Source organism: Pseudomonas sp. F9001 (assembly GCF_013385435.1).
Classification (GTDB): Bacteria; Pseudomonadota; Gammaproteobacteria; order Pseudomonadales; family Pseudomonadaceae; genus Aquipseudomonas.
Genome location: NZ_JACAPX010000013.1, coordinates 564,866 through 590,320, shown reverse-complemented (window position 1 = coordinate 590,320; position 25,455 = coordinate 564,866). Strand labels below are relative to the sequence as shown.

Below are 25,455 nucleotides of genomic sequence, written 5' to 3'. Positions count from 1 at the left end.
TCGAGCCCGCAAGCAACGCCTAGCCGCCGGTATGGACAGCCACGGGCGGTTGGCGCGCGGTGATATCGAACAGCGTGTACGCCAGGGTCAAATGCTTCACATCCTTGGGCATGTCGCGGTCGACAATGAAGCGCACCGGCATCTCTATGCGCTGACCTGGCTGTAGCACTTGCTGGGTGAAGCAAAAACACTCGGTCTTGTGGAAGTACATCGCCGCCTCGGCCGGCGAAATGCTCGGCACCGCCTGGGCGGTCATCGGCTTGTCGGTGGGGTTGTAGGCCACGAACAGCATCTCGGTGACTGCGCCGGGATTGACCACCACCTCGTCGGCCTTGGAGTGGAATTCCCAGACCATATCGATGGCATTGGTGGACAGGAACTGCACCCGCACCTGCCGCGTCGGGTCCACCACCTGCTCGCCTTCGTACTGCCCGGCGGTCTTGCCATTGATGCCGAACGCCTTGCACATCACGTCGTAGATCGGCACCAGGGCAAACCCGAAGGCGAACATCGCCACCACCAGGATCAGCAGGCGCGTGACCAGGCGCTTGATAGGCACGGACTCAAGCATGGCGGCCACCTGCGAATGAATGTTCTGCGAATGGCCTTTCTGTGGGAGCTGGCTTGCCTGCGATGCTGGCAACTCGGTCTTTCAGGTACACCGAAGTGATGCCATCGCAGGCAAGCCAGCTCCCACAGGATAGGGAGGTGTTCATTTGACCTCCGGTGGCGTGGTGAAGGTGTGGTACGGCGCGGGCGAAGGAATGCTCCACTCCAGCCCTTCGGCGCCATCCCACGGCTTGGCCGGCGCAGGCGGGCCGCCACGGATGCACTTGATGACGATGAACAGGAAGAAGATCTGCGTCGCGCCAAAGGTGAAGGCACCGATGGAGGAGACCATGTTGAAGTCGGCGAACTGCAGGTTGTAGTCCGGCACCCGACGCGGCATGCCGGCAAGCCCTACGAAGTGCATCGGGAAGAACGCCATGTTCATCCCCACGAACGACAGCCAGAAGTGCAGCTTGCCCAGGGTTTCGTCGTACATGTGGCCGGTCCATTTCGGCAGCCAGTAGTAGGCCGAGGCGAAGATCCCGAAGATCGCCCCAGGCACCAGTACGTAATGGAAGTGCGCCACCACGAAGTAGGTGTCGTGGTACTGGAAATCCGCCGGGGCGATGGCCAGCATCAGCCCGGAGAAACCGCCGATGGTGAACAGAATCACGAAGGCCACCGCGAACAGCATCGGCGTCTCGAAGGTCAGCGAGCCTTGCCACATGGTGCTGACCCAGTTAAACACTTTCACGCCCGTGGGCACCGCGATCAGCAGCGTGGCGTACATGAAGAACAGCTCGCCCACCAGCGGGATGCCCACCACGAACATGTGGTGCGCCCACACGATGAACGACAGGAACGCGATGCTCGCCGTGGCGTACACCATCGAGGTGTAGCCGAACAGCGGCTTGCGCGAGAAGGTCGGGATGATCGAGCTGACGGCACCGAACGCCGGCAGGATCATGATGTACACCTCGGGGTGGCCGAAGAACCAGAACACATGCTGGAACAGCACCGGGTCACCACCACCGGCGGCACTGAAGAAGCTGGTGCCGAAGTGGATGTCCATCAGCATCATGGTCACGCAGCCCGCCAGTACCGGCATCACCGCGATCAGCAGGAAGGCTGTGATCAGCCAGGTCCAGACGAACAGCGGCATTTTCATCAACGTCATGCCGGGGGCGCGCAGGTTGAGGATGGTGGCGACCACGTTGATCGCGCCCATGATCGAACTGATGCCCATCAAGTGGATCGCGAAGATGAAGAACGTCACGCTTTCCGGCGCGTAGGTGGTGGAGAGCGGGGCGTAGAAGGTCCAGCCGAAGTTCGGCCCGCCGCCGGGCATGAACAGGGTGGAAACCAGCATCAGGAACGCCGCCGGCAACAGCCAGAAACTGAAGTTGTTCATGCGCGGCAGGGCCATGTCGGGCGCGCCGATCATCAACGGGATCATCCAGTTGGCGAGCCCGACAAACGCCGGCATCACTGCACCGAACACCATCACCAGGCCGTGCATGGTGGTCATCTGGTTGAAGAACGCCGGCTCGACGATCTGCAAACCCGGCTGGAACAGCTCGGCACGAATCACCATGGCGAACGAGCCACCAAGCAGGAACATGCAGAAGCTGAACCACAGGTACATCGTGCCGATGTCTTTGTGGTTGGTGGTCAGTACCCAACGCATCAGGCCCTTGGCGGGGCCGTGAGCGTGGTCACCAGCATGACCGTGGTCATCGATCACAGCGCTCATGGCCTTTCTCCTGCGAACGAGTGGGCGGGACGGTTCAGGGAATATGCAATGAAGGAAGTCATTTGCTTTCCGCCTGTTTCAGAGCCAGCACGTCTTTAGGTGTGACCATGTCGCCTTTGTTGTTGCCCCAGGCGTTACGTTCATAGGTCACGACCGCCGCGATATCGACTTCCGACAGTTGCTTGCCGAACGCCGCCATGGCGGTGCCGGGCTTGCCGAAGTACACGCGGTGCAGGTGGTCTTCCTTGGGCCCGGTGGCAATAGGTGAGCCCTTGAGCGCCGGGAACATCGGCGGCAGGCCCTGGCCTTCGGCCTGGTGACAGGCGACGCAGGTGGTGTGGTAGATCTTGTCGCCACGGGCCACCAGCTCATCCAGGGTCCATTCCTTGGAGGTCAGCTCCTTGAGCTTGGCGGCCTCTTCCTTACGCTCGCCGAGCCAGGTGTCGTAGTCGGCCTTTGATTTGACCTCCACCACGATGGGCATGAATCCGTGGTCCTTGCCGCACAGCTCGGCGCACTGGCCGCGATAGATGCCGGGCTTTTCGATGCGGGTCCAGGCCTCGTTGACGAAGCCGGGAATCGCATCACGCTTCACCGCAAACGCCGGCACCCACCAGGAGTGAATCACGTCCGCAGCGGTCACCAGGAAACGCACCTTGGCACCCACCGGCAGCACCAGCGGCTGGTCGACTTCCAACAGGTAATGCTCGCCTTTGACGGCCTGGTTATGGATCTGCTCGGCGGGCGTGGCCAGGTTGCTGAAGAACTCGACATCCTGGCCCAGGTATTTGTAATGCCACTTCCACTGGTAGCCGGTGACCTGGATATCGATATCCGACTCAGTGCTGTCGTAGATGTTGATCAGCGTCTTGGTGGCCGGAATGGCCATCGCCACCAGGATCAGCAAGGGCACCACAGTCCAGAGAATCTCCACCGTCGTACTCTCGTGGAACTTGGCTGCCACCTGTCCCGTCGAGCGCCGGTGAACGATCATCGACCAGAACATCGCGCCAAACACGACGATGCCAATCGCCACACAAATCCAGAAAATGGTCATGTGCAGGTCAAACACGGCGTGACTGACTTCAGTGGCCCCTGGCGCCATATTCGTTGTCCAGGCGGCTTGCGCCTGGCCGAATACTGACCACAACAGGAGGCCCATCCAAACATGTGGATGTCGCGTCATTGCGGGTTCCCCTTATCATTCTTGTTATCCCGCCGGTTTGCACCTGCGGCCAAGGGAGCGGCTTCCATACTGCTTACAACCGCCAGGCCTTGCCTGCTCATGCAGTCGGGCGTCATCAGCTAATTGCGTACAAAATCGAGTATAGACAGCGACCGCCACCCCGCAATGTGATCGGGCAAATGAACGAAAATGAGGAAACGGACCACACAACAGGACCGGTGGCGCGCGTTATCCGACGAACGATGGCAATTTGATATAACGCCAGCGCATAACCATGAAATAATTATGACAAATGCGTCTTAGGCTCTCGTATAAACGAGCTACCTTATGCTCTCCCTATTTCCTACGCCTGCATCACTGGAGCTTTCATGAACACCGCCGCATTGCGCGAGCAGATTTCCCGTGCCCATCAACACGAATCCAGCACTGGCCAGCTTGCTCAGCAGCTGGAAGTCCAGTTACCGCACCTGCACCCGGCGATTTCCGTGCCTGACGTCGACGCCAAGGGCGTGATGACGCGTTTTGTAAGCGCCTACATCGACCAGGTCCCCGATCTGCTGGACGCGGCCAACGATGTCGCCCGCGAAGCCGGTATTGAAAGCCAGATCAAACCGGTGCTGAAAATCGCCGAGCATTTCTTCCTGCAGCCGCCGGCGATCCTGGCCGGGCATGAAGGCCTGGACGGTTTGCTGGATGAGGCTTACCTGGCGCATCGCCTGGTGGAAGAGGTCAACGATCTGTATATCAAGCACTTCGGCCAGCCGTTGATTCCGCTGGATACCACTGTGGCGAACGTGATTGCCCACCAATTGATCGGCGAGGCGTTTGCCAATCAGCTGGATGAGGCGGTGCACCACGCGGTGGATGAGATGCTTAACGAGGAGAGTTTTGCGCTGGAGTCGGTCGAAGCCTACCGCGACAAGCTCAAGAGCCCGGACACAGAAGCGGCGTGGAAGCGCTGGCCGTGCCTGTCGCGGCAGTTGGGCGTGGGTCTTGAGCTGGACCAGCCAGCTTAGATTTGCCGGCTTGCAAAGATCCAATGTGGGAGCGGGCTTGCTCGCGAAAGCGGTGTATCAGAAACACATTCAGCGACTGACACTCCGCCTTCGCGAGCAAGCCCGCTCCCACATTTTGATCCGGTTTCGTCAGCCAACAGACGGCGCCGAGCCTATTCCGGTCGTCGTTCTTACCCGTCCCTCCAACCTGCGTTTCAACCCCCGCGCCTCGATCATCAGCTTCGAGCCCTTGGCCGCATTGGCCCGACCCCATTCCTCCAATAGCTCAAGGCAGGAGTGGTCGATATAACTCAGGTTACTGAGCGGCACATGCAAGGTGGTCCCGGCGGGTACCGTCGACAGCACCTGGGTCAATGCAGGCACCTTGAGAAAGGTCCCGGCCCCCGTCAATCGCAGCTCCATCTCGCCCTCCTGCGGCAGGTCGATCAGGCTTATCTTCAAGCGTGAGGCCTTGAACGCCAGCTTCACCAGCGTCAACCCGAAGCCCACCAACACACCCGTCAGCAGGTCGGTAAAGATGATCGCCAGCGCCGTCGCCGCGTAGGTAAACATCGGCATTCGCCCGTAGCGCGCCAGGCCACGAAACGCCTTCATGTCCACCAGCTTGATCCCGGTGTACACCAGCACACCCGCCAGGCTTGCCACCGGAATGCTTTGCAGCACACTGGACAGCAACAGTACGAACGCCAGCAGCCACAAGCCGTGGAACATTGCCGACAAACGCGTGGTAGCGCCGGCCTGGACGTTGGCCGAACTGCGCACGATCACACCGGTCATCGGCAGGGCGCCGACCAGGCCACACAGCATGTTGCCCACGCCTTGTGCCGACAATTCCTTGTCGAAGTCGGAACGCTGGCCACTGTGCATACGGTCGACTGCCGCCGCCGAAAGCAGCGTTTCAGCGCTGGCGATAAATGCCACGGCGAAGGCCGCGATCAACAGATTGGGATCCGCCAGGTTCAGCAGGTCGCTGGGGCGCAGCCAATCGATGGCATCCGCGAGGTTTTCCGGCACCTCCACCCGCTTGACCTGCAACGCCAGCACCAGGCTGGTGACTGTCGCCAAACCCACGCCGAGCAGGGCGCCGGGGACGAAGCGCAGCTTTTGCGGGCGAAATTTGTCCCACAACCACATCACCATAATCGTCGACAGCCCGAGCAAACCGGCCTGCCAGCCGAGCCCGCCGCCCAATGTGGGGATCGCCTGGATCAGTGCCGCAGGGAAGCCGGCAAGGTTATCCAGCCCCGAGGGCTTTGGCACACCGTCGAGCATCACGTGTACCTGCGACAGGACAATCAGCACCCCGATCCCCGCCAGCATTCCGTACACCACTGCAGGCGCAGTCACGCGAAACCAGCAGCCCAGGCGCAAACGCCCGGCCACCAATTGCAGGAAGCCCGCCAGCAACAGGATCGGCCCGAGCATGGCCATGCCATGCTGGCGAACCAGCTCGAACACCAACACCGCCAAACCTGCCGCCGGACCGCTGACTTGCAACGGCGACCCCGCCAGCCAACCGACCACCAGGCCACCGATGATGCCGGTGATCAAGCCTTTGGCCGGAGGCATTCCGGACGCGATGGCGATCCCCATGCACAGCGGCAGGGCGACCAGAAACACAACCACGGAAGCCAGCAGCTCCCGTGGCAGCACAGCTTTCAATTGAGCAGCACGCATAATGACTCTCCCGAGGCATTCGCCGGGCGTGGCAAGGCCTGGCTGCTCGAACGGCAGCCATCGCGTTACCCGACAGGGGATTGTTTAGAAGCGCGCTTTAGGCGTCGCGGATGGAATCGGCTGGGTACCGTTCAAGGGCAGGAACGCTGCCTGATCCGCATCGTAGGCCCTGATTTCGCTGGTCTCGATGTCGTAGACCCAGCCATGGATAAACAAATGCCCGTTGGCCATGCGCGAGGCCACGGAGGGATGAGTGCGCAGGTGCTGCAGTTGGGCGATCACGTTTTCTTCGGTCAGCACGTGCATGCTTTCGTGTTCGTTGGCGCAATCGCAGTTGTCCTGGACCATGGTCTTGGCGACCTCGGCGTGGCGCAGCCAGGCCTTTACCGTGGGCATTTTTTCCAGGCTTTGGGGGTTGAGCACCGCGCGCATGGCGCCGCAGTCGGAGTGGCCGCAAATGATGATGTGCTGCACACCAAGGGCCAGTACCGCGTACTCGATAGCCGTTGAAACACCGCCGTTCATCTGCCCATAAGGCGGCACGACATTACCGACGTTACGGGTCACGAACAAATCCCCAGGGGAGCTTTGGGTGATCAGCTCGGGAACGATGCGCGAGTCGGCGCAGGTAATGAACATCGCCCGCGGGCTCTGGGCCGTGGCGAGTTTTTTGAAGAGCTCTTCCTGCTGGGGGAAGATCTCGTTATGGAAATGCAAAAAGCCTTCAACGATGTGCTGCAGCGCTGCATCGGCGGATTCCGCCTCGTTAGGGGCTGAAGCCGACGCAGCCAACGGCTGTTTATCCTTGTCACTCATAATTCATCCTCTTGGTTGGAGCAGGGGAGTTTTCCAGTGCGGCCGGCGCCCGAACTGAAGCGCCGACTCATTAGTCACTCGATGAACAAGGTACCCGCCGAAACTTAACTCAAACTGAATGAACCGCTCTAGATCAGGGCTTTCAGTGATATCAAAACGCGACTATTGCTACAGAAAAGTACGCTTATCCAGCAGTTTACAATAAAGCCATCTGTCTGCCCGGCGGACAAAACGCCGTGCAGTCCAGATTAAACCCTTCCCGTCGGTTGAGCCCCAATCGTTTGATCGCCTTGGCGAAACGTTGCGCCAGCAAATCGGCAAACGGCCCTTCGCCACGCATGCGTACACCGAAGCGGCTGTCGTAGACCTCACCGCCGCGCACCTGCCGCACCAGGCTCATCACATGGGCCGCGCGCTGCGGGTAATGGGCCGACAGCCATTCCTCAAACAGCGGCGCCACCTCCAGAGGCAAACGCAGCATCATGTACGCCGCACTCTGTGCCCCCGCGGCATGAGCTTCGGCCAGCAGGCTTTCCAGCTCGCTGTCGTTGATCATCGGGATCATCGGCGAACACAGCACGCCCACCGGGATCCCCGCCTCACGCATCACCCGGATCGCCCGCAGCCGGGCCTTGGGCGCAGCCGTGCGCGGTTCGAGGATGCGCTTGAGTTCATCGTCCAGGCTGGTGAGGCTGATCATCACCGCCACCAGCCGCTGCTGCGCCAACTCGGTCAGCAGGTCGAGGTCCCGCAGGATCAGCGAGCCCTTGGTAATGATCGTCACCGGATGACGGTAGCGCAGCAGCACTTCGAGGGTTTGCCGGGTGATCTTGTAGTCGCGCTCGATGGGCTGGTACGGGTCGGTGTTGGAGCCCAGGTTGATCGGCGCGCAGGTGTAGCCCGGTTTCGACAGTTGCTGCTCAAGCACCTCGGCGGCGTTGGTCTTGGCGATCAGCTTGGTTTCGAAGTCCAGCCCCGGCGACAGGTCCCAATACGCGTGGCTGGGCCGTGCATAGCAGTAGATACAACCATGCTCGCAGCCGCGATACGGGTTGATCGCCCGGTCAAACGGGATATCCGGCGAGCTGTTGCGGGTAATGATGGTTTTCGCGGTTTCGATACGGACTTCGGTACCCTGGGTCTGTGGCACTTCCTGATACCAACCGTCGTCTTCCGCCACGCTAACGGTGGGCGCAAAACGGTTGTGCAGGTTGGTGGCCGTGCCGCGCCCGCGAGGCGGCAGAGGAGTGGACATGAAAGCGCCTCTATACTGTTTTTTTATACAGTATAGAGGCACAAGGTTTCTGACCAGTGCCGTTGGGCGGCCAACCTTCAATCAATGCTTGGAGGTCACCTGGCCAAGGTCATCACCGGAGGTGGTCTGCATATCATTCTTGCGCACGTTCGCCACGTCACTGGCTTTCACCGGCGCGCCTTTGTTACCCCAGCTGCCCCGAACGAAACTGACCACATCCGCCACCTCCTGATCCGACAGCCGCCAGGCAAACGCCGGCATGGTGAAGGTCGAAGGTGCCGTATGCGTCGCCGGCAACGTGCCGCCATTCAACACGATGTTGATCAGCGACGTCGCATCCGCCGTCTGCAATACCGGGTTGCCCGCCAGCGCCGGGAACACGCGGGTGTAGCCGTGGCCGTCGGTACGGTGGCACGCCGCGCAGTTGTCGATGTACACCGAGGCACCCGGCTTGCTGTCATCACCCTTCCACAGCGCATCGGCGACCTGCTTGTCGTACTGGTGCGGCTGATCCTTGGGATCCACCGCCGGCAAGCTCTTGAGGTAACGGGCGATAGCCGTCAGATCCTCTTCCGACATGTACTGCATGCTGTGGACCACAACGTCGCTCATGCCGCCAAACACCGCGCTGCGATCACTGCGCCCGGTCTTGAGGAATTGCACCAGTTGGTCCTCGCTCCAGCTACCCAGGCCGTCCTTGTGGTCGCCCCGCAGGCTCTTGGCAATCCAGCCTTCCAGCGGTGCGCTGCCGGAAAGGAAAGCGGTACCGTCGGATGCACTCAGGGATTTTTCCTGCATGGTCAGGGCCCGTGGCGTATGGCAGGCACCGCAGTGGCCAAGGCCCTCTACCAGATAAGCGCCACGGCTGATCACCGGGTCGGCGCCCGCCTGGGCCTGGTAGTCCGCAACCTTGGGGGCGAACATCCAGCGCCACCCGGCCAACGGCCAACGCATGCTCAACGGCCAGGGAATGTCGCTGTCCTTGTTCACCTGCGCCACCGGCTCCACGCCCTTCATGAAGTACGCGTACAGCGCCTGCATGTCGCTTTCGCTGACCCGCGCGTAGGACGGGTAGGGCATCGCCGGGTAAAGCGTACTACCGTTTTTGGCGACGCCATGGCGCACGGCCTGGTCGAAGTCTTCGAAGCTGTAGTCGCCCAGGCCGGTTTTGTCCGGGGTGATGTTGGTGGAGTAGAGGGTGCCGATCGGGGTTTCCATCGGCAGGCCACCGGCGAACGGTTTGCCGCCCTTGGCGGTGTGGCAGGCCACGCAGTCACCGGCGCGAGCCAGGTATTCACCCTGTTTGACCAGATCGGTTTCAGCCGCACTCACCGAGCAGCTGCTGAACAAAGCCAGGGACGCGATAACAAATGCTTTCATAGTCATCGCTCCTTATGCCTGAACCAGTGGGCCGGGGTTTTTCAGGTACTGCTCGCGAATTGCCCGCGCCGACCAGTAGGTCAGCGCCGCCACCAGGCCCGTAGGGTTGTAGCCCAAGCCTTGTGGGAACGCGGAAGCGCCCGGGACAAACACGTTGTGTACGTCCCAGCACTGCAGGTAGCGGTTCAAGGCACTGGTTTTCGGGTCGGTGCCCATGATCGCGCCACCGTTGAGGTGGGTGGTCTGGTAGGCCGCGGTGTTGAAGTGCTCCCCCACCTTTTTGCCCAGCAAGGCAATCGCCTTGGGGTTCATCGCTTCGGCGATCTTGCTCATTTTTTCGACCATGAAGCGGTTCATCTTGATGTCGTTTTCCTGCCAGTCGAAGGTCATGCGCAGCAGCGGCAGGCCGTAGGCGTCGCGGTAAACCGGGTCCAGGTCGAGGTAGTTGCCACGGTAGGATTGGTGGGCGCCATGGGCATCCATCGACACCTGGTGGGTGTAGTAATCAGCCGTGGCGCGCTTCCACGCGCTGCCCCAGGCCGGCGTGCCCGGCGGGTTGGAGGTACCCGCAATCGGCCGGCTGCCCGCCTGGTTGACCCACATCGGCGAGCCGCCCACAAAGCCGTGAGGCCCATGGTCGAAGTTGTCGGCGTTGAAGTCATCGACCGCCACGCCATTGCCGCCGGCACCGATGAAGTTGTTGGTGTGCACGTCCTTGTCGAAGAACGCCTTGATGGTGGCCATGTTCTGGTAGGCGAAGTTGCGGCCCACCACGCCCTCACCGGAGATCGGGTCGTAGGGTTTGCCGATGCCCGACAGCAGCATCAGGCGCACGTTGTTGAACTGGAAGGAGCCGAGGATCACCAGGTCCGCCGGCTGCTCGCATTCCCGCCCCTGGGCGTCGACATACGTCACGCCGGTCGCCTTGCTCCTGGTGCTGTCGAGATTGACCTTCAGCACGTGGGAATTGGGCCGCAGTTCGAACTTGGGTTCCTGGCGCAAGGCCGGCAGGATGTTCACGTTCGGCGAAGCCTTGGAATACATGTAGCAGACATAACCGCTGCAGAAGCCGCAGAAGTTGCACGGGCCCATCTGGGCACCGTAAGGGTTGGTGTACGGCCCCGATGTATTCGCGGAAGGCAGGTTGTAGGGTTTGTACCCCACGGCCGTGGCGGCCTTCTGGAACAGCTGTGCAGAGACGGTGTTCTTCTGCGATTCCAGCGGGAAATGGTTCGAGCGATCCGGTGCGTAAGGGTTGCCGCCCTTGCCTTCGCCCACCAACTGGCCTTTCACCGTCCAGGCTTGCCCGGAGGTGCCGAAGACTTTCTCGGCATAGTCGAAGAATGGTTCCAGCTCTTCATAGCTGACGCCGAAATCCTGGATGGTCATGTCCTTGGGAATGAAGTTTTTCCCGTAGCGCTCTTCGTAATGGCTGCGCATGCGCAACTCGATTGGGTCCACCCGAAAGTGCACGCCGGACCAGTGCAGGCCTGCACCGCCGACACCGTTGCCAGGCAGGAAAGCGCCCAGTTGGCGGTTGGGCATCGCCACGTCATTCACGCTATGGCGAATGGTCACGGTTTCCTTGGAGATGTCCTGGAAGAGCTTTTTACGCACGCTGTAGGTCAGTTCGTCGATGACCTGGGGATAGTTGCCGTCCGGGTAGGTGTCCTGCATCGGGCCGCGCTCCAGCGCTACCACGTTGAGGCCTGCTTCCGTCAGCTCCTTGGCCATGATCGCGCCGGTCCAGCCAAAGCCGACAATCACTGCATCCACTTTCTTCATGATGGTCGCCACGTTTACGCCCTCTCGCCACGGATCGAAACAGCCGGGAAGGGGTATTGCTCGTTGCGTTCAACCCAATCCATGAAATCGGCGCGGGCGCCGGGGAAGCCGATCATGGTCCAGCCGACCATGCCTTTGTTGCCACCGTGGACCGGGTCGCAAAAGAACCCTTCCTTGGTGTTTTGCAGCAACAGATTGAAGAAAATCTTCGGCGGGACGCTGTCGAATTGCGCGTCGCCAGCCTCCAGGCGCTGCAACAATTTGTCCTGGGTAGCGCTGTCTTGCTCGGCAAATAACTTACCGTTCATCGCTTTCGACCAGGCGTCCGTGTCAGCAATGCCCAGGCGATAGATCTCCTTGGGCACCAATTTGCTCTGCCAGCCCATTTCAGGCGGCGCGTCGGCATTGAACGGGCCTTGCATGAACCACAGGGCGCCAGCCGCGTACGGCGTGTTCATCTGACGGTCGATGTATTCCGGCGCACCGGCTTCCAGGGCGCCTGGGCCCTGGTCGTCCGCCGGGATCAGGCGCGCAACGGCCGCGTTGATAAAGGCCCATTCCTCGCCAGTGAAATAGCTCGGCTCATAGGCCTTGCTGCTGACGGGCGCCTTCTCCGGGCTGGCTTGAGCCGGTTCGGGAACCGCCATCAGCATCGAACCGCCCAGGCCCGTGCTGGCGACAGTGACCACGGGGATCAAGGTCAAGGATTTGCGTAAAAACTCACGCCGGGGGTTGTCTTGATCTTGATCAGACATGGTGGCACCTCATCATGTGGTCACGGATTTATCAGCCGCTTCGAGGAACGACTTATAGTTTTGGCAGTAAAGGGATCCAAAAGACCCAAGGGGATAGAACACAGCAGCAATCAATAGTTACAAAGGATAGCAGGCTAAGGATTGGGGAAAATCGTTTCAGCGCGAAAAAATCTGCCCGGAGCCGGCTTATTCACGATTCTTTGACGAGTACCTCACACGGCATTGACCCCCTGTAGGCGAATCTGGGCCCCATTAACCCCTTCCCTATTCGGTTACATCGCGCATGTTCAAGAATCAATTGCTGCCTGCCCTCAGCCTCGTGTTCATGGCGTTGTTCACCACCGCACCGTCCCAGGCCGAAGAGCTCACGCCCATCCGTTCATCGGAATGGGCCCAGCCGGTGGGCAATCAATACAACCTGTATCAAATGACGCCCACGCTCTATCGCAGCGCGCTGCCGGATAGCGGCGCTGTCCCTGTATTGGAAAAGCTCAAGATCGGTACGGTGATCAACTTTCTGCCCGAGTCCGATGCCAACTGGCTGAAATCACCCGGCATCAACCAGGTGCAATTGTCTTATCGCACCAACCATGTCGATGACGCCGATGTGCTCGCAGCATTGCGCGCGATTCAGGATGCCGAAACCAACGGCCCGGTGCTGATGCACTGCAAACACGGCTCCGACCGCACTGGCCTGGTGGCGGCGATGTATCGGGTGGTGATTCAGGGATGGAGCAAGGAAGATGCGCTGAACGAAATGACCTTGGGCGGCTTTGGCGCCAGTAGCGGCTTCAAGGACGGCGTTCGCTACATGATGAGGGCCGATGTCGACAAGTTACGCACCGCACTGGTCAACGGCGAATGCAGCACCAGCGCCTTTGCACTGTGCTCGATGAAAAGCTGGCTGAATACCGCGGACAACGCCAAAGACCCGGCCGAGGAAAAAACCGCCTGGGTGGTCGCTCCCTGAGCCATCAACCCAGGGAGCGCTTCACGATCAGTCTTTCTTCAGCTTCGGATTAGGGAAGAACTGCACCGCTTGCACCTTGGGGTCCGGTGCTTTCAACGCCGACGTATTGACCCGCGTACCCAATTCCTTGGGCACTGACAGACCTTGTTCATTCAGCGTGTCGGAATAGCCGCAAGCCACGCATTCGCGGTGCGGAACATCGTCCTCGCTCCACATCATCAACTTGTCCGGCTCGCTGCACGCCGGGCAGACTGCCCCGGCGATAAAGCGTTTTTTGGTTTTCACAGGTGCTTCACTCATGCTGCCGCGTCCTCACTCAGGCCGCTGTGGCGCAAGAGTGCGTCAATCGACGGCGCACGTCCGCGGAAATCGACGAACAGCACCATCGGTGCCTGGGAACCGCCACGGGCCAGGATCGCCTCGCGGAACGCCCGGCCAGTCTCGGCATTGAGCACGCCATCTTCTTCGAACTTGGAGAAGGCATCGGCCGACAGCACTTCCGCCCACTTGTAGCTGTAGTAACCCGCGGCGTAACCGCCAGCGAAGATATGCGCGAAGCTGTTGGGGAAGCGGTTGTAGGCGGGCGGACGCATCACCGACACCTCATCACGCACACCTTCCAGCACCTGCAGCACGCTGCGGCCATCGCCGTGGGTGGCGTGCAGCTCGAAGTCGAACAGCGAGAACTCCAACTGGCGAACCATCATCAGGCCGGACTGGAAGTTCTTCGCCGCGAGCATTTTTTCCAGCAGGTCCTGAGGCAGCGGCTCACCGGTTTCATAGTGACCGGAAATCAGCGCCAGGCCTTCCGGCTCCCAGCACCAGTTTTCCATGAACTGGCTCGGCAACTCCACCGCATCCCAGGCCACGCCGTTGATGCCGGACACGCCGGCGTGCTCGACACGGGTCAACAGGTGGTGCAGGCCGTGGCCAAATTCGTGGAACAGCGTGGTCACTTCATTGTGGGTCAGCAGGGCAGGCTTGCCGCTGTCGGCCGGGGTGAAGTTGCACACCAGGTTGGCCACCGGGCTTTGCAGCACGCCATCAACCGTGCGGCGACGGTCACGGGCGCCGTCCATCCAGGCCCCCCCACGCTTGTTGGCGCGGGCGTACAGGTCGAAAAAGAAGCGGCCGACGTGCTGGCCGTTTTCCTTGATTTCGAACAGGCGAACATCCGGGTGCCAGGTGTCGAAGCCTTTCTGCTCGGCGATCTCGATGCCATACAGGCGTTGCACGATGGCGAACAGACCGCTGAGTACCTTGTCGATCGGGAAGTAGGCGCGCAGGGCTTCCTGGGAAACGCTGTAACGCTGCTCACGCAGTTTTTCGCCGTAGAAACCGCTGTCCCAGCTTTGCAGGTCCGCGCAGCCTTGTTCGGCGGCATAGGCCTTGAGCTGTTGCAGGTCCTGGGTGGCAAACGGCTTGCTGCGCTTGGCCAGGTCACGCAGGAAGCTCAGCACCTGGTCGCTGGACTCGGCCATTTTGGTGGCCAGGCTCAGCTCGGAGAACGAGGCGAAGCCCAGCAGTTGCGCCAGCTCCTGACGCAGGTCGAGGATCTGTTCCATGACCGGGCCATTATCATTCTGACCGGCATTCGGGCCTTGGTCCGACGCGCGGGTGCAGTAGGCTGCGTAGATTTCTTCACGCAGGGCGCGGTCGTGGGCGTAGGTCATCACCGCGTAGTAGCTTGGGAATTCCAGGGTGATCAGCCAGCCGTCGAGGCCCTTGGCCTGGGCAGCCGCAGCCATTTGCGCCTTGGAGGAATCGGTCAGGCCGGCGAGGGTTGCTTCGTCAGTGACGTGCTTGGTCCAGGCCTGGGTGGCATCGAGCAATTGGTTGGAGAACTTGCTGCCCAGTTCGGAGAGCTTGCTCTGCACTTCGGCATAACGCTTTTGCTGTTCAGGCGGCAAATCGATACCCGACAGACGGAAGTCCCGCAGGGAGTGTTCCAGGATGGTTTTTTGCGCCACGTCGAAGCCGGCGGCTTCCGGGCTGTTGGCCAGGGCGTCGAAGGCCTGGAACAACTCGCGGTTCTGGCCCATCTCGGTGGAGTAGGCGCTCAGTGCCGGCAGGCACGCCTCGTAGGCTTCCCGCAGTTCGGCGCTGTTGCACACGGCATTCAGGTGGCTGACCGGGCTCCAGGCGGCACCCAGGCGGTCATTGAGTTCGTCCATGGCCAGCACCAGCCCGGCCCAGGTCGGATTTTTACCCTGGCTTTGCAGGATCCCTTCGATGGCGACGCGGTTGTCGGCGAGGATCTGTTCAATGGCCGGCTGTACGTGCTCGGCACGGATCGCCGAGAACGGCGGCAGGTCGTAGGACTGCAGAAGAGGGTTGTTCGCGCTCACGGTTGGCACCTTGGCTGAAGAAACATGTAAGAACAAAGATGGGGCCATCTTAATTACAATCAACGCCCACCGCAGCTATCAGCAGAAGAGAGAGAGCCTATCGTGACCCTTCGCACCTACCAGAATCACACGCCGGCCCTGGCCGCCGGGGCTTTCGTCGATGCATCGGCGGTGGTGATCGGCGACGTCGAAATCGGCACCGACAGCTCGGTATGGCCGCTGACGGTGATTCGCGGCGACATGCACCGCATCCGCATCGGTGCGCGCACCAGCGTGCAGGACGGCTGCGTGCTGCACATTACCCACGCAGGCCCCTTCAATCCTGATGGTTTCCCGCTGCTGATCGGCGACGATGTGACCATTGCCCACAAGGTCATGCTGCATGGCTGCACGGTAGGCAGCCGGGTCCTGATCGGCATGGGCAGCATTGTGATGGACGGCGCCGTGGTGGAAGACGAGGTGATCATCGGCGCCGGCAGCCTGGTGCCGCCGGGCAAGAAACTTGAGAGCGGTTTTTTGTATGTTGGCAGCCCGGTTAAACAAATCCGCCCGCTGACTGACAAGGAACGGGCATTTTTCACCTACAGCGCCGCGAACTACGTAAAGCTCAAAGACCTGCACCTGGCCGAAGGCTTCGACCAATGACAAGGACACCCATGCATTACCAGACCGTTTTGTTCGACCTCGATGGCACCCTCACCGACCCGCGCGAAGGCATCACCCGCTCGATCCAGTACGCCCTCGCCAAACTGGGGATCGATGAGCCGGACCTGACCAAACTTGAGCACTTTATCGGCCCGCCGCTGCTGCAAGCGTTCATGCAGTTTTATGGCTTCGACGAAGCCAAGGCCTGGGAGGCGGTGAATTTCTACCGCGAGCGCTTCAAGGTCACCGGCCTGTACGAAAACCGCGTGTTCGACGGCGTGATGCCGCTGCTTGAGGAATTGAATGGCCAGGGCCGTCAGCTGTATGTAGCTACGTCCAAGCCTTGGGTATTTGCCCGGGAAATCGCCCGGCATTTTGATTTCGCCAAGCACTTCAAGGTGATCTACGGCAGCGAGCTGGACGGCACGCGCACCAACAAGGTCGAGTTGATCGCCCACCTGATGGCGCAAGAAAGCCTGGACCCGGCCAGCACCTTGATGATTGGCGACCGCAAGCACGACCTGATCGGGGCCCGCAGCAATGGGCTGGATTCGGCGGCGGTGGGTTATGGGTTTGGCAGCCGTGAAGAGCTGAGTGCCGAGGCGCCGACCTGGCATTTCGAAACGTTGGCCGAGCTGCATCAGGCGTTTTTGCAACGGCCTTGAATGCGCTATCGCAGGCAAGCCAGCTCCCACATTTGATCACGGTCGGCCAAGACAACTCAGTCAAATGTGGGAGCCGGGCTTGCCCGCGATGAGGCCCTACCGGCCAACCACTTGCCCGGATCCCTCCAACGCCCTCAGGGCCGCCTTGCGCTGATCCACCGGCAACCCGCCCAGCTTCTCCACCGCCACAAAGAACTTCGGCCAATCCCCGCCTTCCTGCCGGAACAACGCGACGAACGCCGGCACCCACTGGTCATACAGCCCAAACGGCAGCAACCTTGCGTTGTTCATCGGCAGGTTGACCCAGGCGTCATAACGCTTGTCGCCACCCCACTGGCTATCGCGCATGTGCCGGTAGTCACTGCGCAGGCGCTCGAATTCAGCGGCCTTGGCCTGGCGCATGGCATCTGCCGTCAGCGGCTGCGCATACAACTGCTCCAGGCGTTTGCGGGTATCGAGCACCAGCCGGGTGAACTGGTCGCGCTGTTTCAGCGCTGACTCGCTGGCAGGCGGCAAGCCTTGGGCTGCGCGCCATTGCCGGGTACCTTCCTGCTCGACGAAGGTGGCGTACGACTCGTTGAACTCGGTGTCGTCCTTCACATAAAACCGCTGGTGCGCCAGCTCATGAAAAATCAGCGTGGCCAGGCGCTCGTCCCCCCAGCTCATCATCGAACTCATGATCGGGTCGTTGAACCAGCCGAGGGTGGAATAGGCCTCCACGCCGCCAATCGACACATCCATCCCTTGCTGCTTCAACAAAGCCGCCTGGCCGCGTGCGGCGCCCTGGTTGTAGTAGCCGCGATAGGCCACGCAACCGGCAATCGGGAAGCAGTGGGTTTGCGGGGACAGGGAAAATTCAGGCGTGGCGAACACGTTCCAGACCACGTAAGGACGGCCGATATCGGCATACAGCCGGTAACTCTGGTTATCCGGCAGGTGCAGGTGTTCGCTGGCGAAGGTGCGGGCTTTCTGCGATTGCGCCAAGTGCTCGCGCAGCACCTGTGGCCGGGACGGGTCGGCGACGACCGCGGAGACCGGCTCCCGGGCACGCAGCAATTGCCATTGGCCGTCTGCCAGTTGGCTGTAATAACTGACGCTGGAACAGCCACTGAGCAACAGCAGCATCAAGCCGGGAAGCAAACGCCTGACCATTAAAACCTCTCGCCGGTAACCATCCCGCCAGACTATCTCGCCTGTGGGGAATTTTTCCATGGCGTGGCGTGTTTATACTCATAGGGAGCGTGCTGCCGAACGCAGCCGTTCAAAAAACCATTCCTACAGTTGAGTGCTTAACATGCGTCAGCTACTGCTTCCCGTCGCCGCGATTTTTCTCAGTGCCTGTGCGTCGACGCCACTACCGCCGGTTGATCCACTCCAAGCCTGGGTCGACTTCGCTACCCCGACACCCGGCGCCAAGCTGGTAATGGCGCAACGCCTGGACGGGAAAAACCTGAACGACGGGCGCTTCTTCCAGGTGCCGCCTGGCAGCCATGAGCTGATGGTACGTTTTGATTTCGAGGTGCCTACCGGCGGCAGTTTCGGCGGGTTTGGCCAAACCACTGACCGTACCTGCTTCATGACCCTGCAATACGACCGTTTCGAGGCGGGCCAGCGCTATCGCCTGGAAGGGCGCTCACTGGGCTACAACCCGAATATCCGGCTGTACAACAAAGCGGGTCAATTGCTGGCCGAAGAACGTAGCGTCAACTGCATCTGATCAGTCGTTGTTCTTCTGGTAGACGATGGCTTTGGTGCCATTCTCACAGCTGCCGACAACCATGGCGCTGTCGTGCTTGTCAGCTTCTTCCTTGGTGACGATTTCGAGGGTGTAGGACGGAACGGCATTCGCCTGGATTTTGACCTCGATCTCCTTCCTGAGCTCTTCACAATCTTTTGGCGCCGCCAGCGCCGACGTGGCCAGTGCACAGCAGATAACCGCCAAGGCAATACGTTTCATGTGTGAAGCTCCCTGAATGCACGCGCACGGGTGTGCGCTGAGTCTGCAATCGGCTATTCGACCACATTTGCACCTGCAGGGGCGAGCAAGCTCACCCCTGCAAGGGGGTTGCATCAACTAACCAGGGTGCCATCCAGGGTAATGGTTGCATTCAGTACCTTGGACACGGGGCATCCTTCCTTGGCCTTTTTGCTCAGCTCATCGAACTGCGCCTGGCTGGCGCCCGGGATCTTCGCCTTGAGGGTCAGGTGCACGGCAGTAATCGCAAAGCCACCGTCCACTTGGTCCAGGGTCACTTCGGCCTGGGTGTCGATGCTGTCGGCCTTGAGCCCGGCATCGCCGAGAATCATGGAAAACGCCATGGAGAAACAACCGGCATGGGCTGCGCCGATCAGTTCTTCAGGGTTGGTGCCCTTGCCACCTTCGAAACGGGCCTTGAAGCCGTAAGGCGCTTCACGCAGAACGCCGGTTTCGGTGGAAATGGAACCCAGGCCAGTCTTCAGGTCGCCTTCCCAATGCGCGGATGCTTTTTTAACAATACTCATAGCGGTCTCCTCGAACGGTGGTTTTGCGTCAGTAAGGGTTCTGAGGATAGACGCCACGGCAAAGTTCATCTTGTCGGAGAAACCTAGCGATTAAGTAGGAAATTTCACCATCGCTATTGAATCTCGGGTATATGCCCTCATTGCATAGGACATGCACATGAAGCGGCAGGTTTTGGTTCGTCTAAGAAGCCTGCGCCCCCATTGGAGAAGCAGGCTTATGAAATCGCTGTCCGACGTAAAGTTCTCGACCCTCGACCTCGTGCCCGTGCGCGCCAACGGCAGCCCGGCGCAGTCGCTGCGCAATTCCCTGGACCTGGCCCAGCACGTGGAAAAATTCGGCTACAACCGTTTCTGGGTCGCCGAACACCACAATATGGACGGCATCGCCAGCTCGGCGACCTCGGTATTGCTGGGTTACCTGGCCGGCGGCACCTCGACGATCCGTGTCGGTTCCGGTGGCGTGATGCTGCCCAACCACGCGCCGTTGGTGATCGCCGAGCAGTTCGGCACCCTGGAAAGCCTGTACCCGGGCCGCATCGACCTGGGCCTTGGCCGCGCACCAGGCTCCGACCAGATGACCGCCCGCGCGCTGCGCCGTGAACGCTCCGGCAGCGCCGATGATTTCCCGGAAGACGTGGCAGAACTGATGGCCTACCTCGGCCCGCGCACCCCGGACCAGCGAGTGATCGCCGTACCCGGCACCGGCACCAACGTCCCGGTATGGCTGCTGGGTTCAAGCCTGTTCAGTGCGCAACTGGCAGGCGAGCGCGGTTTGCCTTACGCCTTTGCCTCACATTTCGCACCGCGCCTGATGCATGAAGCGATTCGCGTCTATCGCAACCACTTCAAGCCTTCGGCCGTGCTGGACAAGCCCTATGTGATGCTCGGCATCCCGCTGGTGGCCGCCGACACCGATGAGCAAGCCGACTACCTGGCCACCTCGGTGTACCAGCGAATTCTCGCGCTGATGCGTGGGCAAAGCCTGGTGCAGCGCCCGCCGGTCAAGACCATGGACGGCCTGTGGCTGCCCCATGAAAAAGACGCGGTCGGCAGTTTCCTCGGCCTGGCCATGGTGGGCAGCCCGCAGAAGATCCGCGCCAAGCTGGAGGTGCTGGTGGAGCAGACCGGCGCTGATGAGCTGATCTTTACCTGTGACCTGTACGAGCACGCCGACCGGATTCATTCCTACGAGCTGCTGGCGCAGGTCATGAAGGGCTGAATCCAGGAGTGAGGGGGGACGCAGAGCGTCCCAGACTTCATTCCCACGCGGAGCGAGGGATCGCAGGCATAAAAAAACCGACGCACTTGCGTCGGTTTTTTACGTCTGCAACACGGGATCACCCGCGCTTGTAGGCGATTTCCTTGGTACCGGCTTCACAGCTGCCGACAACCGTGTGGTCACTAGGTGCAGCACCTTTGTCCACGATTTCCAGGGAGTAGCCCGAAGCGCCTTTAGCGTCGATTTTCGCCGCAATCTCGCTTTTCAGCTCTTCACAAGGCTTGCCCGCCGCCAGGGCCGTGCCCGCAATGCTCAACAAACCTACCGCCAACAAAAAGTTCTTCATCCGTCACTTCCTTGGGTTGATCGAAAGGAAGCACGCCGACGCTCGTCACGTCGACGTGCCTAAAGGTTGTAGCGGAGTTTATGGCAATCGGCCAGCGCGCAAGTTCAACCGGCTCAATCAACTACTGGCAATTCGGAACCCCACCTTGAGGGTCACCTGGAAATGCGCGGCCTTGCCGTCCTTGATATGACCGCGGGTTTCGGTCACTTCAAACCACTCCAAGTGCTTGATGCTCTTGCTGGCTTCAGCCAGGGCATTGTTGATGGCCTCCTCGATGCTGGTCGCGGAAGAGCCCACCAGTTCGACTTTCTTGTAGGTGTGATGATCACTCATAAGTTTTCTCCTGGGGTCGTTAATCAAGACTAGCAGTGAATTCTCGTACTGCTTCTGGCGGCTATTGCGATGTGAAAGTTCAGATTTACTGCACTTTCTGAAACCGCCGCAGTCGGAAACAACACACGCCACTCAATCACTCCAGGAGAGCCCACATGGCCAACACCTCTTTACGCAAAGCGTCATTGGAAAGCATGGAAGCCGAGATTTCGAGCCTGCTCAAATCTTTGGAAAGCCTCAAGGACGATGCGTCTGACGAGTCGCGCAAAACCCTGAAGGCCCTGAAAAGCAATGCCGAGAACGCTCTCAAGCATTCCCGCCACCTGATCAGCGATGCCTACGAAGAAAGCAAAGTCAAAATCCGCGAAACCGGTGTTGCAACACGGGACTACGCGCAAGAGCATCCATGGACTACCGCCGGTGTCGCCGTCGGCGCGCTGGGTCTGCTGGCAGCTTACTTGCTGTGCAAACGCGGCGACTAAACGTCCTGGCGCGCAAGCTCAGCCTTGAGCCACTGCGCCAGTTGCCCGGCGCGCCCATCTGCGGCGCGCTTGGGTAGCCACAACGCCAGTTGCGCCGGGGTTTCACTGAAACCCCACGGCGCAACCAGGCGACCCGCTCGCAGGTCCTCTGCCACCAGCGGCTCAGGCGCAATTGCTACCCCCAGCCCGGCCACCGCCGCCTCCAGCAAATAATACAAATGCTCAAACCCCTGACCGTACTTCAACGCGCCAGCGTCGACCCCATGGTGCTGCGCCCAGCTGGGCCAGGCTTGCGGGCGTGAGGTAGTGTGCAACAGGGCCTCACTCAGCAGCGCCTCGGGAGGCGCCTGGCGCAATCGCTCGTAATGGGCAAAACGCGGGCTCATGACCGGGCCGATGCGTTCGCTGGCCAATTCATACACCTGCATATCCGCCGGCCATGGAGGTTCGGCGAACACCAGCAGCGCGTCCAGGCCGGGGCGGCGTGGGTCAAGATCGCCTTCACCCGCCGACAGATGCAGGCGCAAATCCGGCAACTCGGCGTTCAGGCGCCCCAGACGCGGAATAAACCAGCGCGCCAGCAGGCTGCCGGAGCAGCCGAGCACAAACGGCGCATCGGCACTGCTTTGCGTGAGCTCGGCGCAGGTGTCCCTCAGTCGCTCGAAGGCCTCGAAACTCGCATCCCGCAGACGAACGCCGGCATCTGTGAGTTTGAGGCCGCGCCCGTCCTTGGCGAACAGGCTTACACCAAGGTGTTCTTCCAACACCTTGAGCTGCCGGCTGACCGCACCATGGGTCACGTGCAGTTGCTCAGCGGCCTGGCTAACGCTGTTCAGGCGCGCAGTCGCCTCAAAAGCGCGCAAGGCATTCAGCGGTGGGAGGTCTCGGCTCATCTGTGAGTTTTCCTGACAGGTTGTGGCGATCTTATCGGTTTTCACGTGGAAGCGTCAGGGGTAGAGTGACCGTCATTGCCTCTTACACATTTTCTACCTGGAGCGTCCCATGACTCAGACCCAGACCGATTTACGCAACGGCCCGGATGCCAATGGCCTGTTTGGTTCGTTCGGCGGCCGCTACGTGGCGGAAACCCTGATGCCGTTGATCCTTGACCTGGCCCGCGAATACGAAGCGGCCAAGATCGATCCGGCCTTCAACGAAGAACTGGCCTACTTCCAGCGCGACTACGTCGGACGCCCAAGCCCGCTGTACTTCGCCGAGCGCCTGACCGAGTTCTGCGGTGGCGCCAAGATCTACCTCAAGCGCGAAGAGCTGAACCACACCGGCGCCCACAAGATCAACAACTGCATCGGCCAGATCCTGCTGGCGCGGCGCATGGGTAAAAAACGCATCATCGCCGAGACCGGCGCCGGCATGCACGGTGTGGCCACTGCCACCGTCGCCGCGCGTTTCGGCCTGCAATGCGTGATCTACATGGGCACCACCGACATCGAGCGCCAGCAGGCCAACGTATTTCGCATGAAGCTGCTGGGCGCTGAAGTGATCCCGGTGGTCGCCGGCACCGGCACCCTGAAAGACGCGATGAACGAAGCCCTGCGTGACTGGGTCACCAACGTCGACAGCACCTTCTACCTGATCGGCACCGTGGCCGGTCCGCACCCGTACCCAGCCATGGTTCGCGACTTCCAGGCCGTGATCGGCAAGGAAACCCGTACCCAGCTGCAAGCCCAGGAAGGCCGTCTGCCCGACAGCCTGGTGGCGTGCATCGGCGGCGGTTCCAATGCCATGGGCCTGTTCCACCCGTTCCTGGATGACACCAGCGTCGAAATCATCGGCGTTGAAGCGGCCGGCTACGGCATCGAGACCGGCAAACACGCGGCCAGCCTCAACGGCGGCGTACCGGGCGTACTGCACGGCAACCGTACCTTCCTGTTGCAGGACGACGATGGCCAGATCATCGACGCCCACTCGATTTCCGCCGGCCTCGACTACCCGGGCATCGGCCCTGAACACGCCTGGCTGCATGACATCGGCCGCGTCCAGTACACCTCGGTGACCGACGACGAAGCCCTCGACGCCTTTCACAAATGCTGCCGCCTGGAAGGGATTATTCCTGCACTGGAAAGCGCCCACGCCTTGGCCGAAGTGTTCAAACGCGCACCGACCCTGCCGAAAGATCACCTGATGGTGGTCAACCTGTCCGGCCGTGGCGACAAAGACATGCAAACCGTGATGCACCACATGGAACAGTCCAAGCAGGAGAAACACTAAATGAGCCGCCTGCAAACACGTTTTGCGCAACTGAAAGAACAAAACCGCGCCGCCCTGGTGACCTTCGTCACCGCTGGCGACCCGGGCTATGACACCTCGCTGGCGATCCTCAAAGGGTTACCGGCGGCCGGCGCCGATGTGATCGAGCTGGGCATGCCGTTCACTGACCCGATGGCTGACGGCCCGGCCATTCAACTGGCGAACATCCGCGCGCTGACCGCCAAGCAGAACCTCACGAAAACCCTGCAAATGGTTCGCGAGTTCCGCGAGGGCAACAGCGACACGCCGCTGGTGCTGATGGGCTACTTCAACCCGATCCACATGTACGGCGTGCCACGCTTCATCAGCGATGCGAAAGAAGCCGGCGTCGACGGTCTGATCGTGGTCGACATGCCGCCGGAACATAACGGCGAGCTGTGCGACCCGGCCCAGGCTGCCGGTATCGACTTTATCCGCCTGACCACGCCGACCACCGACGACGTGCGCCTGCCGACCGTGCTCAACGGCAGCTCAGGGTTTGTGTACTACGTCTCGGTGGCCGGTGTGACCGGCGCAGGCGCCGCGACCCTGGAACACGTCGAAGAAGCCGTGACCCGTCTGCGTCGGCATACCGACCTGCCGATCAGCATCGGTTTCGGCATCCGCACCCCGGAGCAGGCCGCTGCAATCGCCCGCCTGGCAGACGGTGTGGTGGTGGGGTCGGCACTGATCGACCACATCGCCAACGCCAGCAATGATCAACAGGCCATCGACGGTGTATTGACCCTGTGCTCTGCGCTGTCGGAAGGTGTACGCAACGCCCGTAAGTAAGCGGCTCGTAAGCGGTAGGTAAAGTTCCTGATACAGAGGAATCATGCTGGCAAATCAGTACCTAAGCTAACAAGACCAAGGGATTTCGAACGTGGTTCGAGATCCCTTTTTTGTTCGTGCAGTACTGAGGAAACAGCCCCATGAAAATTCCCAAACGTTTGATTGCAGGTGTAGGCGTGCTGGTGCTTGGCGCCAGCGCCCTGGTCCAAGCTGCGCCCTATGATCAGGGTGGCGGACCTGACCGTGGTGGCCCACAGGGCCAGCACGATCAACGTGGCGATGACCATCGCGGGCCGCAGGACAACCACCGTGGCGGGCCTCCTCAGGACTTTGGTCCTGTGAGACAGGTCATCCGCGACAACCATGGCGACTTCCGCCGTGGCGCGCCGCCGCCTCCCGGCATCCACCTGGTGCGCGGCCAGCGCCTGCCGCCAAACTACTATGGTGAGCGTCTGGACCCACGGGCGCTGGGCCATCTGCCGCAATACCCTGGTTATGAATGGCGCCGTTCGGGTGGGGACATCGTATTGATCGCCGTTGGCACCAGCATCGTCTATCAGATTCTGGATGGCGCGCTGTACTAGAGCCGCACTGCTTTTGTGGTGAGGGAGCTTGCTGTGGCTAGGGAGTTGGTGTGGCTGGGGAGCTGGTGTGGCGAGGGAGCTTACTCCCGCTGGGCTGCGCAGCGGCCCCAAAATCCTGGGAGCGCTGCGCACTCCAGCGGGAGCAAGCTC

The 25,455-nt window shown here is 60.8% G+C and carries 27 protein-coding genes; 10 read left to right on the top strand and 17 right to left on the bottom strand.

The genetic code is table 11. From position 1 onward, the window contains the following. Positions 1-19: 19 nt before the first annotated feature. The 3 genes from HX818_RS15290 to coxB form a co-directional block, all read right to left on the bottom strand. Positions 20-571, bottom strand: coding sequence for a cytochrome c oxidase assembly protein (locus HX818_RS15290; RefSeq protein WP_008439615.1), 552 nt, complete (start codon positions 569-571; stop codon positions 20-22). Positions 572-712: 141 nt separating this feature from the next. Next, positions 713-2,302, bottom strand: a complete 1,590-nt coding sequence (ctaD, locus tag HX818_RS15285; protein WP_008439614.1) for a cytochrome c oxidase subunit I — start codon at positions 2,300-2,302, stop codon at positions 713-715. A gap of 58 nt (positions 2,303-2,360) precedes the next feature. After that, positions 2,361-3,488 carry a cytochrome c oxidase subunit II gene (gene coxB, locus HX818_RS15280; protein WP_003214854.1) on the bottom strand — a complete coding sequence of 376 codons (1,128 nt, stop codon included), beginning with the start codon at positions 3,486-3,488 and terminating at the stop codon, positions 2,361-2,363. Between the two features lie 368 nt (positions 3,489-3,856). Here coxB and HX818_RS15275 point away from each other — a divergent pair, with 368 nt between their 5' ends. Continuing rightward, complete coding sequence (locus tag HX818_RS15275; protein WP_003214855.1) at positions 3,857-4,504, top strand: hypothetical protein; 648 nt, start codon at positions 3,857-3,859, stop codon at positions 4,502-4,504. Positions 4,505-4,633: 129 nt separating this feature from the next. Here the strand turns inward: HX818_RS15275 and HX818_RS15270 are convergent, their stop codons facing one another. From HX818_RS15270 to HX818_RS15245, 6 genes are all read right to left on the bottom strand, one after another. After that, positions 4,634-6,181, bottom strand: a complete 1,548-nt coding sequence (locus tag HX818_RS15270) for a SulP family inorganic anion transporter (protein WP_008439613.1) — start codon at positions 6,179-6,181, stop codon at positions 4,634-4,636. Between the two features lie 84 nt (positions 6,182-6,265). Continuing rightward, entirely contained in the window at positions 6,266-6,997 is a 732-nt protein-coding gene (locus HX818_RS15265) for a carbonic anhydrase (RefSeq protein WP_177020354.1), read from the bottom strand. 196 nt (positions 6,998-7,193) lie between these two features. Next, a complete protein-coding gene (locus HX818_RS15260) occupies positions 7,194-8,252 on the bottom strand; it encodes a PA0069 family radical SAM protein (RefSeq protein WP_177020353.1) in 1,059 nt (352 codons plus the stop codon). Between the two features lie 81 nt (positions 8,253-8,333). Continuing rightward, positions 8,334-9,632 carry a cytochrome c gene (locus tag HX818_RS15255; RefSeq protein WP_177020352.1) on the bottom strand — a complete coding sequence of 433 codons (1,299 nt, stop codon included), beginning with the start codon at positions 9,630-9,632 and terminating at the stop codon, positions 8,334-8,336. A 12-nt stretch (positions 9,633-9,644) separates the two neighbouring features. Continuing rightward, complete coding sequence (locus HX818_RS15250) at positions 9,645-11,429, bottom strand: GMC family oxidoreductase (protein ID WP_087694558.1); 1,785 nt, start codon at positions 11,427-11,429, stop codon at positions 9,645-9,647. A 2-nt stretch (positions 11,430-11,431) separates the two neighbouring features. Beyond that, positions 11,432-12,172: a gluconate 2-dehydrogenase subunit 3 family protein gene (locus HX818_RS15245; RefSeq protein ID WP_102367824.1), complete on the bottom strand. Its 741-nt coding sequence runs from the start codon at positions 12,170-12,172 to the stop codon at positions 11,432-11,434. A gap of 283 nt (positions 12,173-12,455) precedes the next feature. Between HX818_RS15245 and HX818_RS15240 the strand changes: the two genes are divergently transcribed. Further along, positions 12,456-13,142: a dual specificity protein phosphatase family protein gene (locus HX818_RS15240; protein WP_177020351.1), complete on the top strand. Its 687-nt coding sequence runs from the start codon at positions 12,456-12,458 to the stop codon at positions 13,140-13,142. A 27-nt stretch (positions 13,143-13,169) separates the two neighbouring features. Here HX818_RS15240 and HX818_RS15235 read toward each other — a convergent pair whose 3' ends face one another. Both HX818_RS15235 and prlC read right to left on the bottom strand, forming a co-directional pair. Beyond that, the gene (locus tag HX818_RS15235; RefSeq protein WP_003214872.1) at positions 13,170-13,442 is read right to left on the bottom strand and encodes a YheV family putative zinc ribbon protein; all 273 of its coding nucleotides are present in this window, start codon (positions 13,440-13,442) and stop codon (positions 13,170-13,172) included. Beyond that, positions 13,439-15,538, bottom strand: a complete 2,100-nt coding sequence (prlC, locus tag HX818_RS15230; RefSeq protein WP_173406107.1) for an oligopeptidase A — start codon at positions 15,536-15,538, stop codon at positions 13,439-13,441. The genes HX818_RS15235 and prlC overlap by 4 nt, the downstream gene beginning before the upstream one ends. Before the next feature lie 54 nt (positions 15,539-15,592). On the opposite strand from prlC, the gene HX818_RS15225 reads away from it, so the two are divergent. Beyond that, positions 15,593-16,135: a gamma carbonic anhydrase family protein gene (locus HX818_RS15225; protein WP_087694561.1), complete on the top strand. Its 543-nt coding sequence runs from the start codon at positions 15,593-15,595 to the stop codon at positions 16,133-16,135. Between the two features lie 11 nt (positions 16,136-16,146). Continuing rightward, positions 16,147-16,800 (top strand): HAD family hydrolase, encoded by a 654-nt coding sequence (locus tag HX818_RS15220; RefSeq protein ID WP_177020350.1) that lies wholly within the window; start codon positions 16,147-16,149, stop codon positions 16,798-16,800. A gap of 96 nt (positions 16,801-16,896) precedes the next feature. On the opposite strand, the gene HX818_RS15215 is transcribed toward HX818_RS15220, so the two are convergent. Then, on the bottom strand, positions 16,897-17,952 hold the full coding sequence (locus tag HX818_RS15215; protein WP_177020349.1) for an aminopeptidase: 1,056 nt from the start codon (positions 17,950-17,952) through the stop codon (positions 16,897-16,899). 142 nt (positions 17,953-18,094) lie between these two features. On the opposite strand from HX818_RS15215, the gene HX818_RS15210 reads away from it, so the two are divergent. Then, a complete protein-coding gene (locus HX818_RS15210) occupies positions 18,095-18,517 on the top strand; it encodes a hypothetical protein (RefSeq protein ID WP_177020348.1) in 423 nt (140 codons plus the stop codon). On the opposite strand, the gene HX818_RS15205 is transcribed toward HX818_RS15210, so the two are convergent. Next, complete coding sequence (locus HX818_RS15205) at positions 18,518-18,757, bottom strand: DUF1161 domain-containing protein (protein ID WP_003214887.1); 240 nt, start codon at positions 18,755-18,757, stop codon at positions 18,518-18,520. A gap of 113 nt (positions 18,758-18,870) precedes the next feature. Beyond that, positions 18,871-19,302, bottom strand: coding sequence for an OsmC family protein (locus tag HX818_RS15200; protein WP_008439587.1), 432 nt, complete (start codon positions 19,300-19,302; stop codon positions 18,871-18,873). 217 nt (positions 19,303-19,519) lie between these two features. On the opposite strand from HX818_RS15200, the gene HX818_RS15195 reads away from it, so the two are divergent. Next, a complete protein-coding gene (locus HX818_RS15195; protein WP_087694564.1) occupies positions 19,520-20,521 on the top strand; it encodes an LLM class flavin-dependent oxidoreductase in 1,002 nt (333 codons plus the stop codon). Between the two features lie 118 nt (positions 20,522-20,639). On the opposite strand, the gene HX818_RS15190 is transcribed toward HX818_RS15195, so the two are convergent. Together HX818_RS15190 and HX818_RS15185 are read right to left on the bottom strand one after the other, a co-directional pair. Then, entirely contained in the window at positions 20,640-20,867 is a 228-nt protein-coding gene (locus tag HX818_RS15190) for a DUF1161 domain-containing protein (RefSeq protein ID WP_003214893.1), read from the bottom strand. 117 nt (positions 20,868-20,984) lie between these two features. Beyond that, positions 20,985-21,200 carry a dodecin gene (locus HX818_RS15185; RefSeq protein WP_008439585.1) on the bottom strand — a complete coding sequence of 72 codons (216 nt, stop codon included), beginning with the start codon at positions 21,198-21,200 and terminating at the stop codon, positions 20,985-20,987. Positions 21,201-21,355: 155 nt separating this feature from the next. Here HX818_RS15185 and HX818_RS15180 point away from each other — a divergent pair, with 155 nt between their 5' ends. Then, entirely contained in the window at positions 21,356-21,682 is a 327-nt protein-coding gene (locus tag HX818_RS15180; protein ID WP_003170746.1) for a YqjD family protein, read from the top strand. On the opposite strand, the gene HX818_RS15175 is transcribed toward HX818_RS15180, so the two are convergent. Then, on the bottom strand, positions 21,679-22,575 hold the full coding sequence (locus HX818_RS15175; protein ID WP_177020347.1) for a LysR family transcriptional regulator: 897 nt from the start codon (positions 22,573-22,575) through the stop codon (positions 21,679-21,681). The genes HX818_RS15180 and HX818_RS15175 overlap by 4 nt on opposite strands. Before the next feature lie 109 nt (positions 22,576-22,684). Between HX818_RS15175 and trpB the strand changes: the two genes are divergently transcribed. From trpB to HX818_RS15160, 3 genes are all read left to right on the top strand, one after another. Next, a complete protein-coding gene (trpB, locus tag HX818_RS15170) occupies positions 22,685-23,911 on the top strand; it encodes a tryptophan synthase subunit beta (protein ID WP_003214899.1) in 1,227 nt (408 codons plus the stop codon). Further along, on the top strand, positions 23,912-24,721 hold the full coding sequence (gene trpA / locus HX818_RS15165; protein WP_008439583.1) for a tryptophan synthase subunit alpha: 810 nt from the start codon (positions 23,912-23,914) through the stop codon (positions 24,719-24,721). Positions 24,722-24,861: 140 nt separating this feature from the next. Further along, entirely contained in the window at positions 24,862-25,305 is a 444-nt protein-coding gene (locus tag HX818_RS15160) for an anti-virulence regulator CigR family protein (RefSeq protein WP_003214903.1), read from the top strand. The last annotated feature ends 150 nt before the right edge of the window (positions 25,306-25,455 follow it).

What these genes read in the sequence shown, in the direction of transcription:
- trpA (WP_008439583.1), top strand. Translation starts at nt 23,912, where the DNA reads ATGAGCCGCCTGCAAACACGTTTTGCGCAACTGAAAGAACAAAACCGC.
- HX818_RS15210 (WP_177020348.1), top strand. Translation starts at nt 18,095, where the DNA reads ATGCGTCAGCTACTGCTTCCCGTCGCCGCGATTTTTCTCAGTGCCTGT.
- coxB (WP_003214854.1), bottom strand. Translation starts at nt 3,488, where the DNA reads ATGACGCGACATCCACATGTTTGGATGGGCCTCCTGTTGTGGTCAGTA.
- HX818_RS15180 (WP_003170746.1), top strand. Translation starts at nt 21,356, where the DNA reads ATGGCCAACACCTCTTTACGCAAAGCGTCATTGGAAAGCATGGAAGCC.
- HX818_RS15190 (WP_003214893.1), bottom strand. Translation starts at nt 20,867, where the DNA reads ATGAAGAACTTTTTGTTGGCGGTAGGTTTGTTGAGCATTGCGGGCACG.
- HX818_RS15205 (WP_003214887.1), bottom strand. Translation starts at nt 18,757, where the DNA reads ATGAAACGTATTGCCTTGGCGGTTATCTGCTGTGCACTGGCCACGTCG.
- prlC (WP_173406107.1), bottom strand. Translation starts at nt 15,538, where the DNA reads ATGGCCCCATCTTTGTTCTTACATGTTTCTTCAGCCAAGGTGCCAACC.
- HX818_RS15245 (WP_102367824.1), bottom strand. Translation starts at nt 12,172, where the DNA reads ATGTCTGATCAAGATCAAGACAACCCCCGGCGTGAGTTTTTACGCAAA.
- HX818_RS15185 (WP_008439585.1), bottom strand. Translation starts at nt 21,200, where the DNA reads ATGAGTGATCATCACACCTACAAGAAAGTCGAACTGGTGGGCTCTTCC.
- HX818_RS15260 (WP_177020353.1), bottom strand. Translation starts at nt 8,252, where the DNA reads ATGTCCACTCCTCTGCCGCCTCGCGGGCGCGGCACGGCCACCAACCTG.
- HX818_RS15235 (WP_003214872.1), bottom strand. Translation starts at nt 13,442, where the DNA reads ATGAGTGAAGCACCTGTGAAAACCAAAAAACGCTTTATCGCCGGGGCA.
- HX818_RS15240 (WP_177020351.1), top strand. Translation starts at nt 12,456, where the DNA reads ATGTTCAAGAATCAATTGCTGCCTGCCCTCAGCCTCGTGTTCATGGCG.
- HX818_RS15270 (WP_008439613.1), bottom strand. Translation starts at nt 6,181, where the DNA reads ATGCGTGCTGCTCAATTGAAAGCTGTGCTGCCACGGGAGCTGCTGGCT.
- HX818_RS15160 (WP_003214903.1), top strand. Translation starts at nt 24,862, where the DNA reads ATGAAAATTCCCAAACGTTTGATTGCAGGTGTAGGCGTGCTGGTGCTT.
- HX818_RS15195 (WP_087694564.1), top strand. Translation starts at nt 19,520, where the DNA reads ATGAAATCGCTGTCCGACGTAAAGTTCTCGACCCTCGACCTCGTGCCC.
- HX818_RS15275 (WP_003214855.1), top strand. Translation starts at nt 3,857, where the DNA reads ATGAACACCGCCGCATTGCGCGAGCAGATTTCCCGTGCCCATCAACAC.
- HX818_RS15200 (WP_008439587.1), bottom strand. Translation starts at nt 19,302, where the DNA reads ATGAGTATTGTTAAAAAAGCATCCGCGCATTGGGAAGGCGACCTGAAG.
- HX818_RS15290 (WP_008439615.1), bottom strand. Translation starts at nt 571, where the DNA reads ATGCTTGAGTCCGTGCCTATCAAGCGCCTGGTCACGCGCCTGCTGATC.
- trpB (WP_003214899.1), top strand. Translation starts at nt 22,685, where the DNA reads ATGACTCAGACCCAGACCGATTTACGCAACGGCCCGGATGCCAATGGC.
- HX818_RS15215 (WP_177020349.1), bottom strand. Translation starts at nt 17,952, where the DNA reads ATGGTCAGGCGTTTGCTTCCCGGCTTGATGCTGCTGTTGCTCAGTGGC.
- HX818_RS15220 (WP_177020350.1), top strand. Translation starts at nt 16,147, where the DNA reads ATGCATTACCAGACCGTTTTGTTCGACCTCGATGGCACCCTCACCGAC.
- HX818_RS15175 (WP_177020347.1), bottom strand. Translation starts at nt 22,575, where the DNA reads ATGAGCCGAGACCTCCCACCGCTGAATGCCTTGCGCGCTTTTGAGGCG.
- HX818_RS15265 (WP_177020354.1), bottom strand. Translation starts at nt 6,997, where the DNA reads ATGAGTGACAAGGATAAACAGCCGTTGGCTGCGTCGGCTTCAGCCCCT.
- HX818_RS15255 (WP_177020352.1), bottom strand. Translation starts at nt 9,632, where the DNA reads ATGAAAGCATTTGTTATCGCGTCCCTGGCTTTGTTCAGCAGCTGCTCG.
- ctaD (WP_008439614.1), bottom strand. Translation starts at nt 2,302, where the DNA reads ATGAGCGCTGTGATCGATGACCACGGTCATGCTGGTGACCACGCTCAC.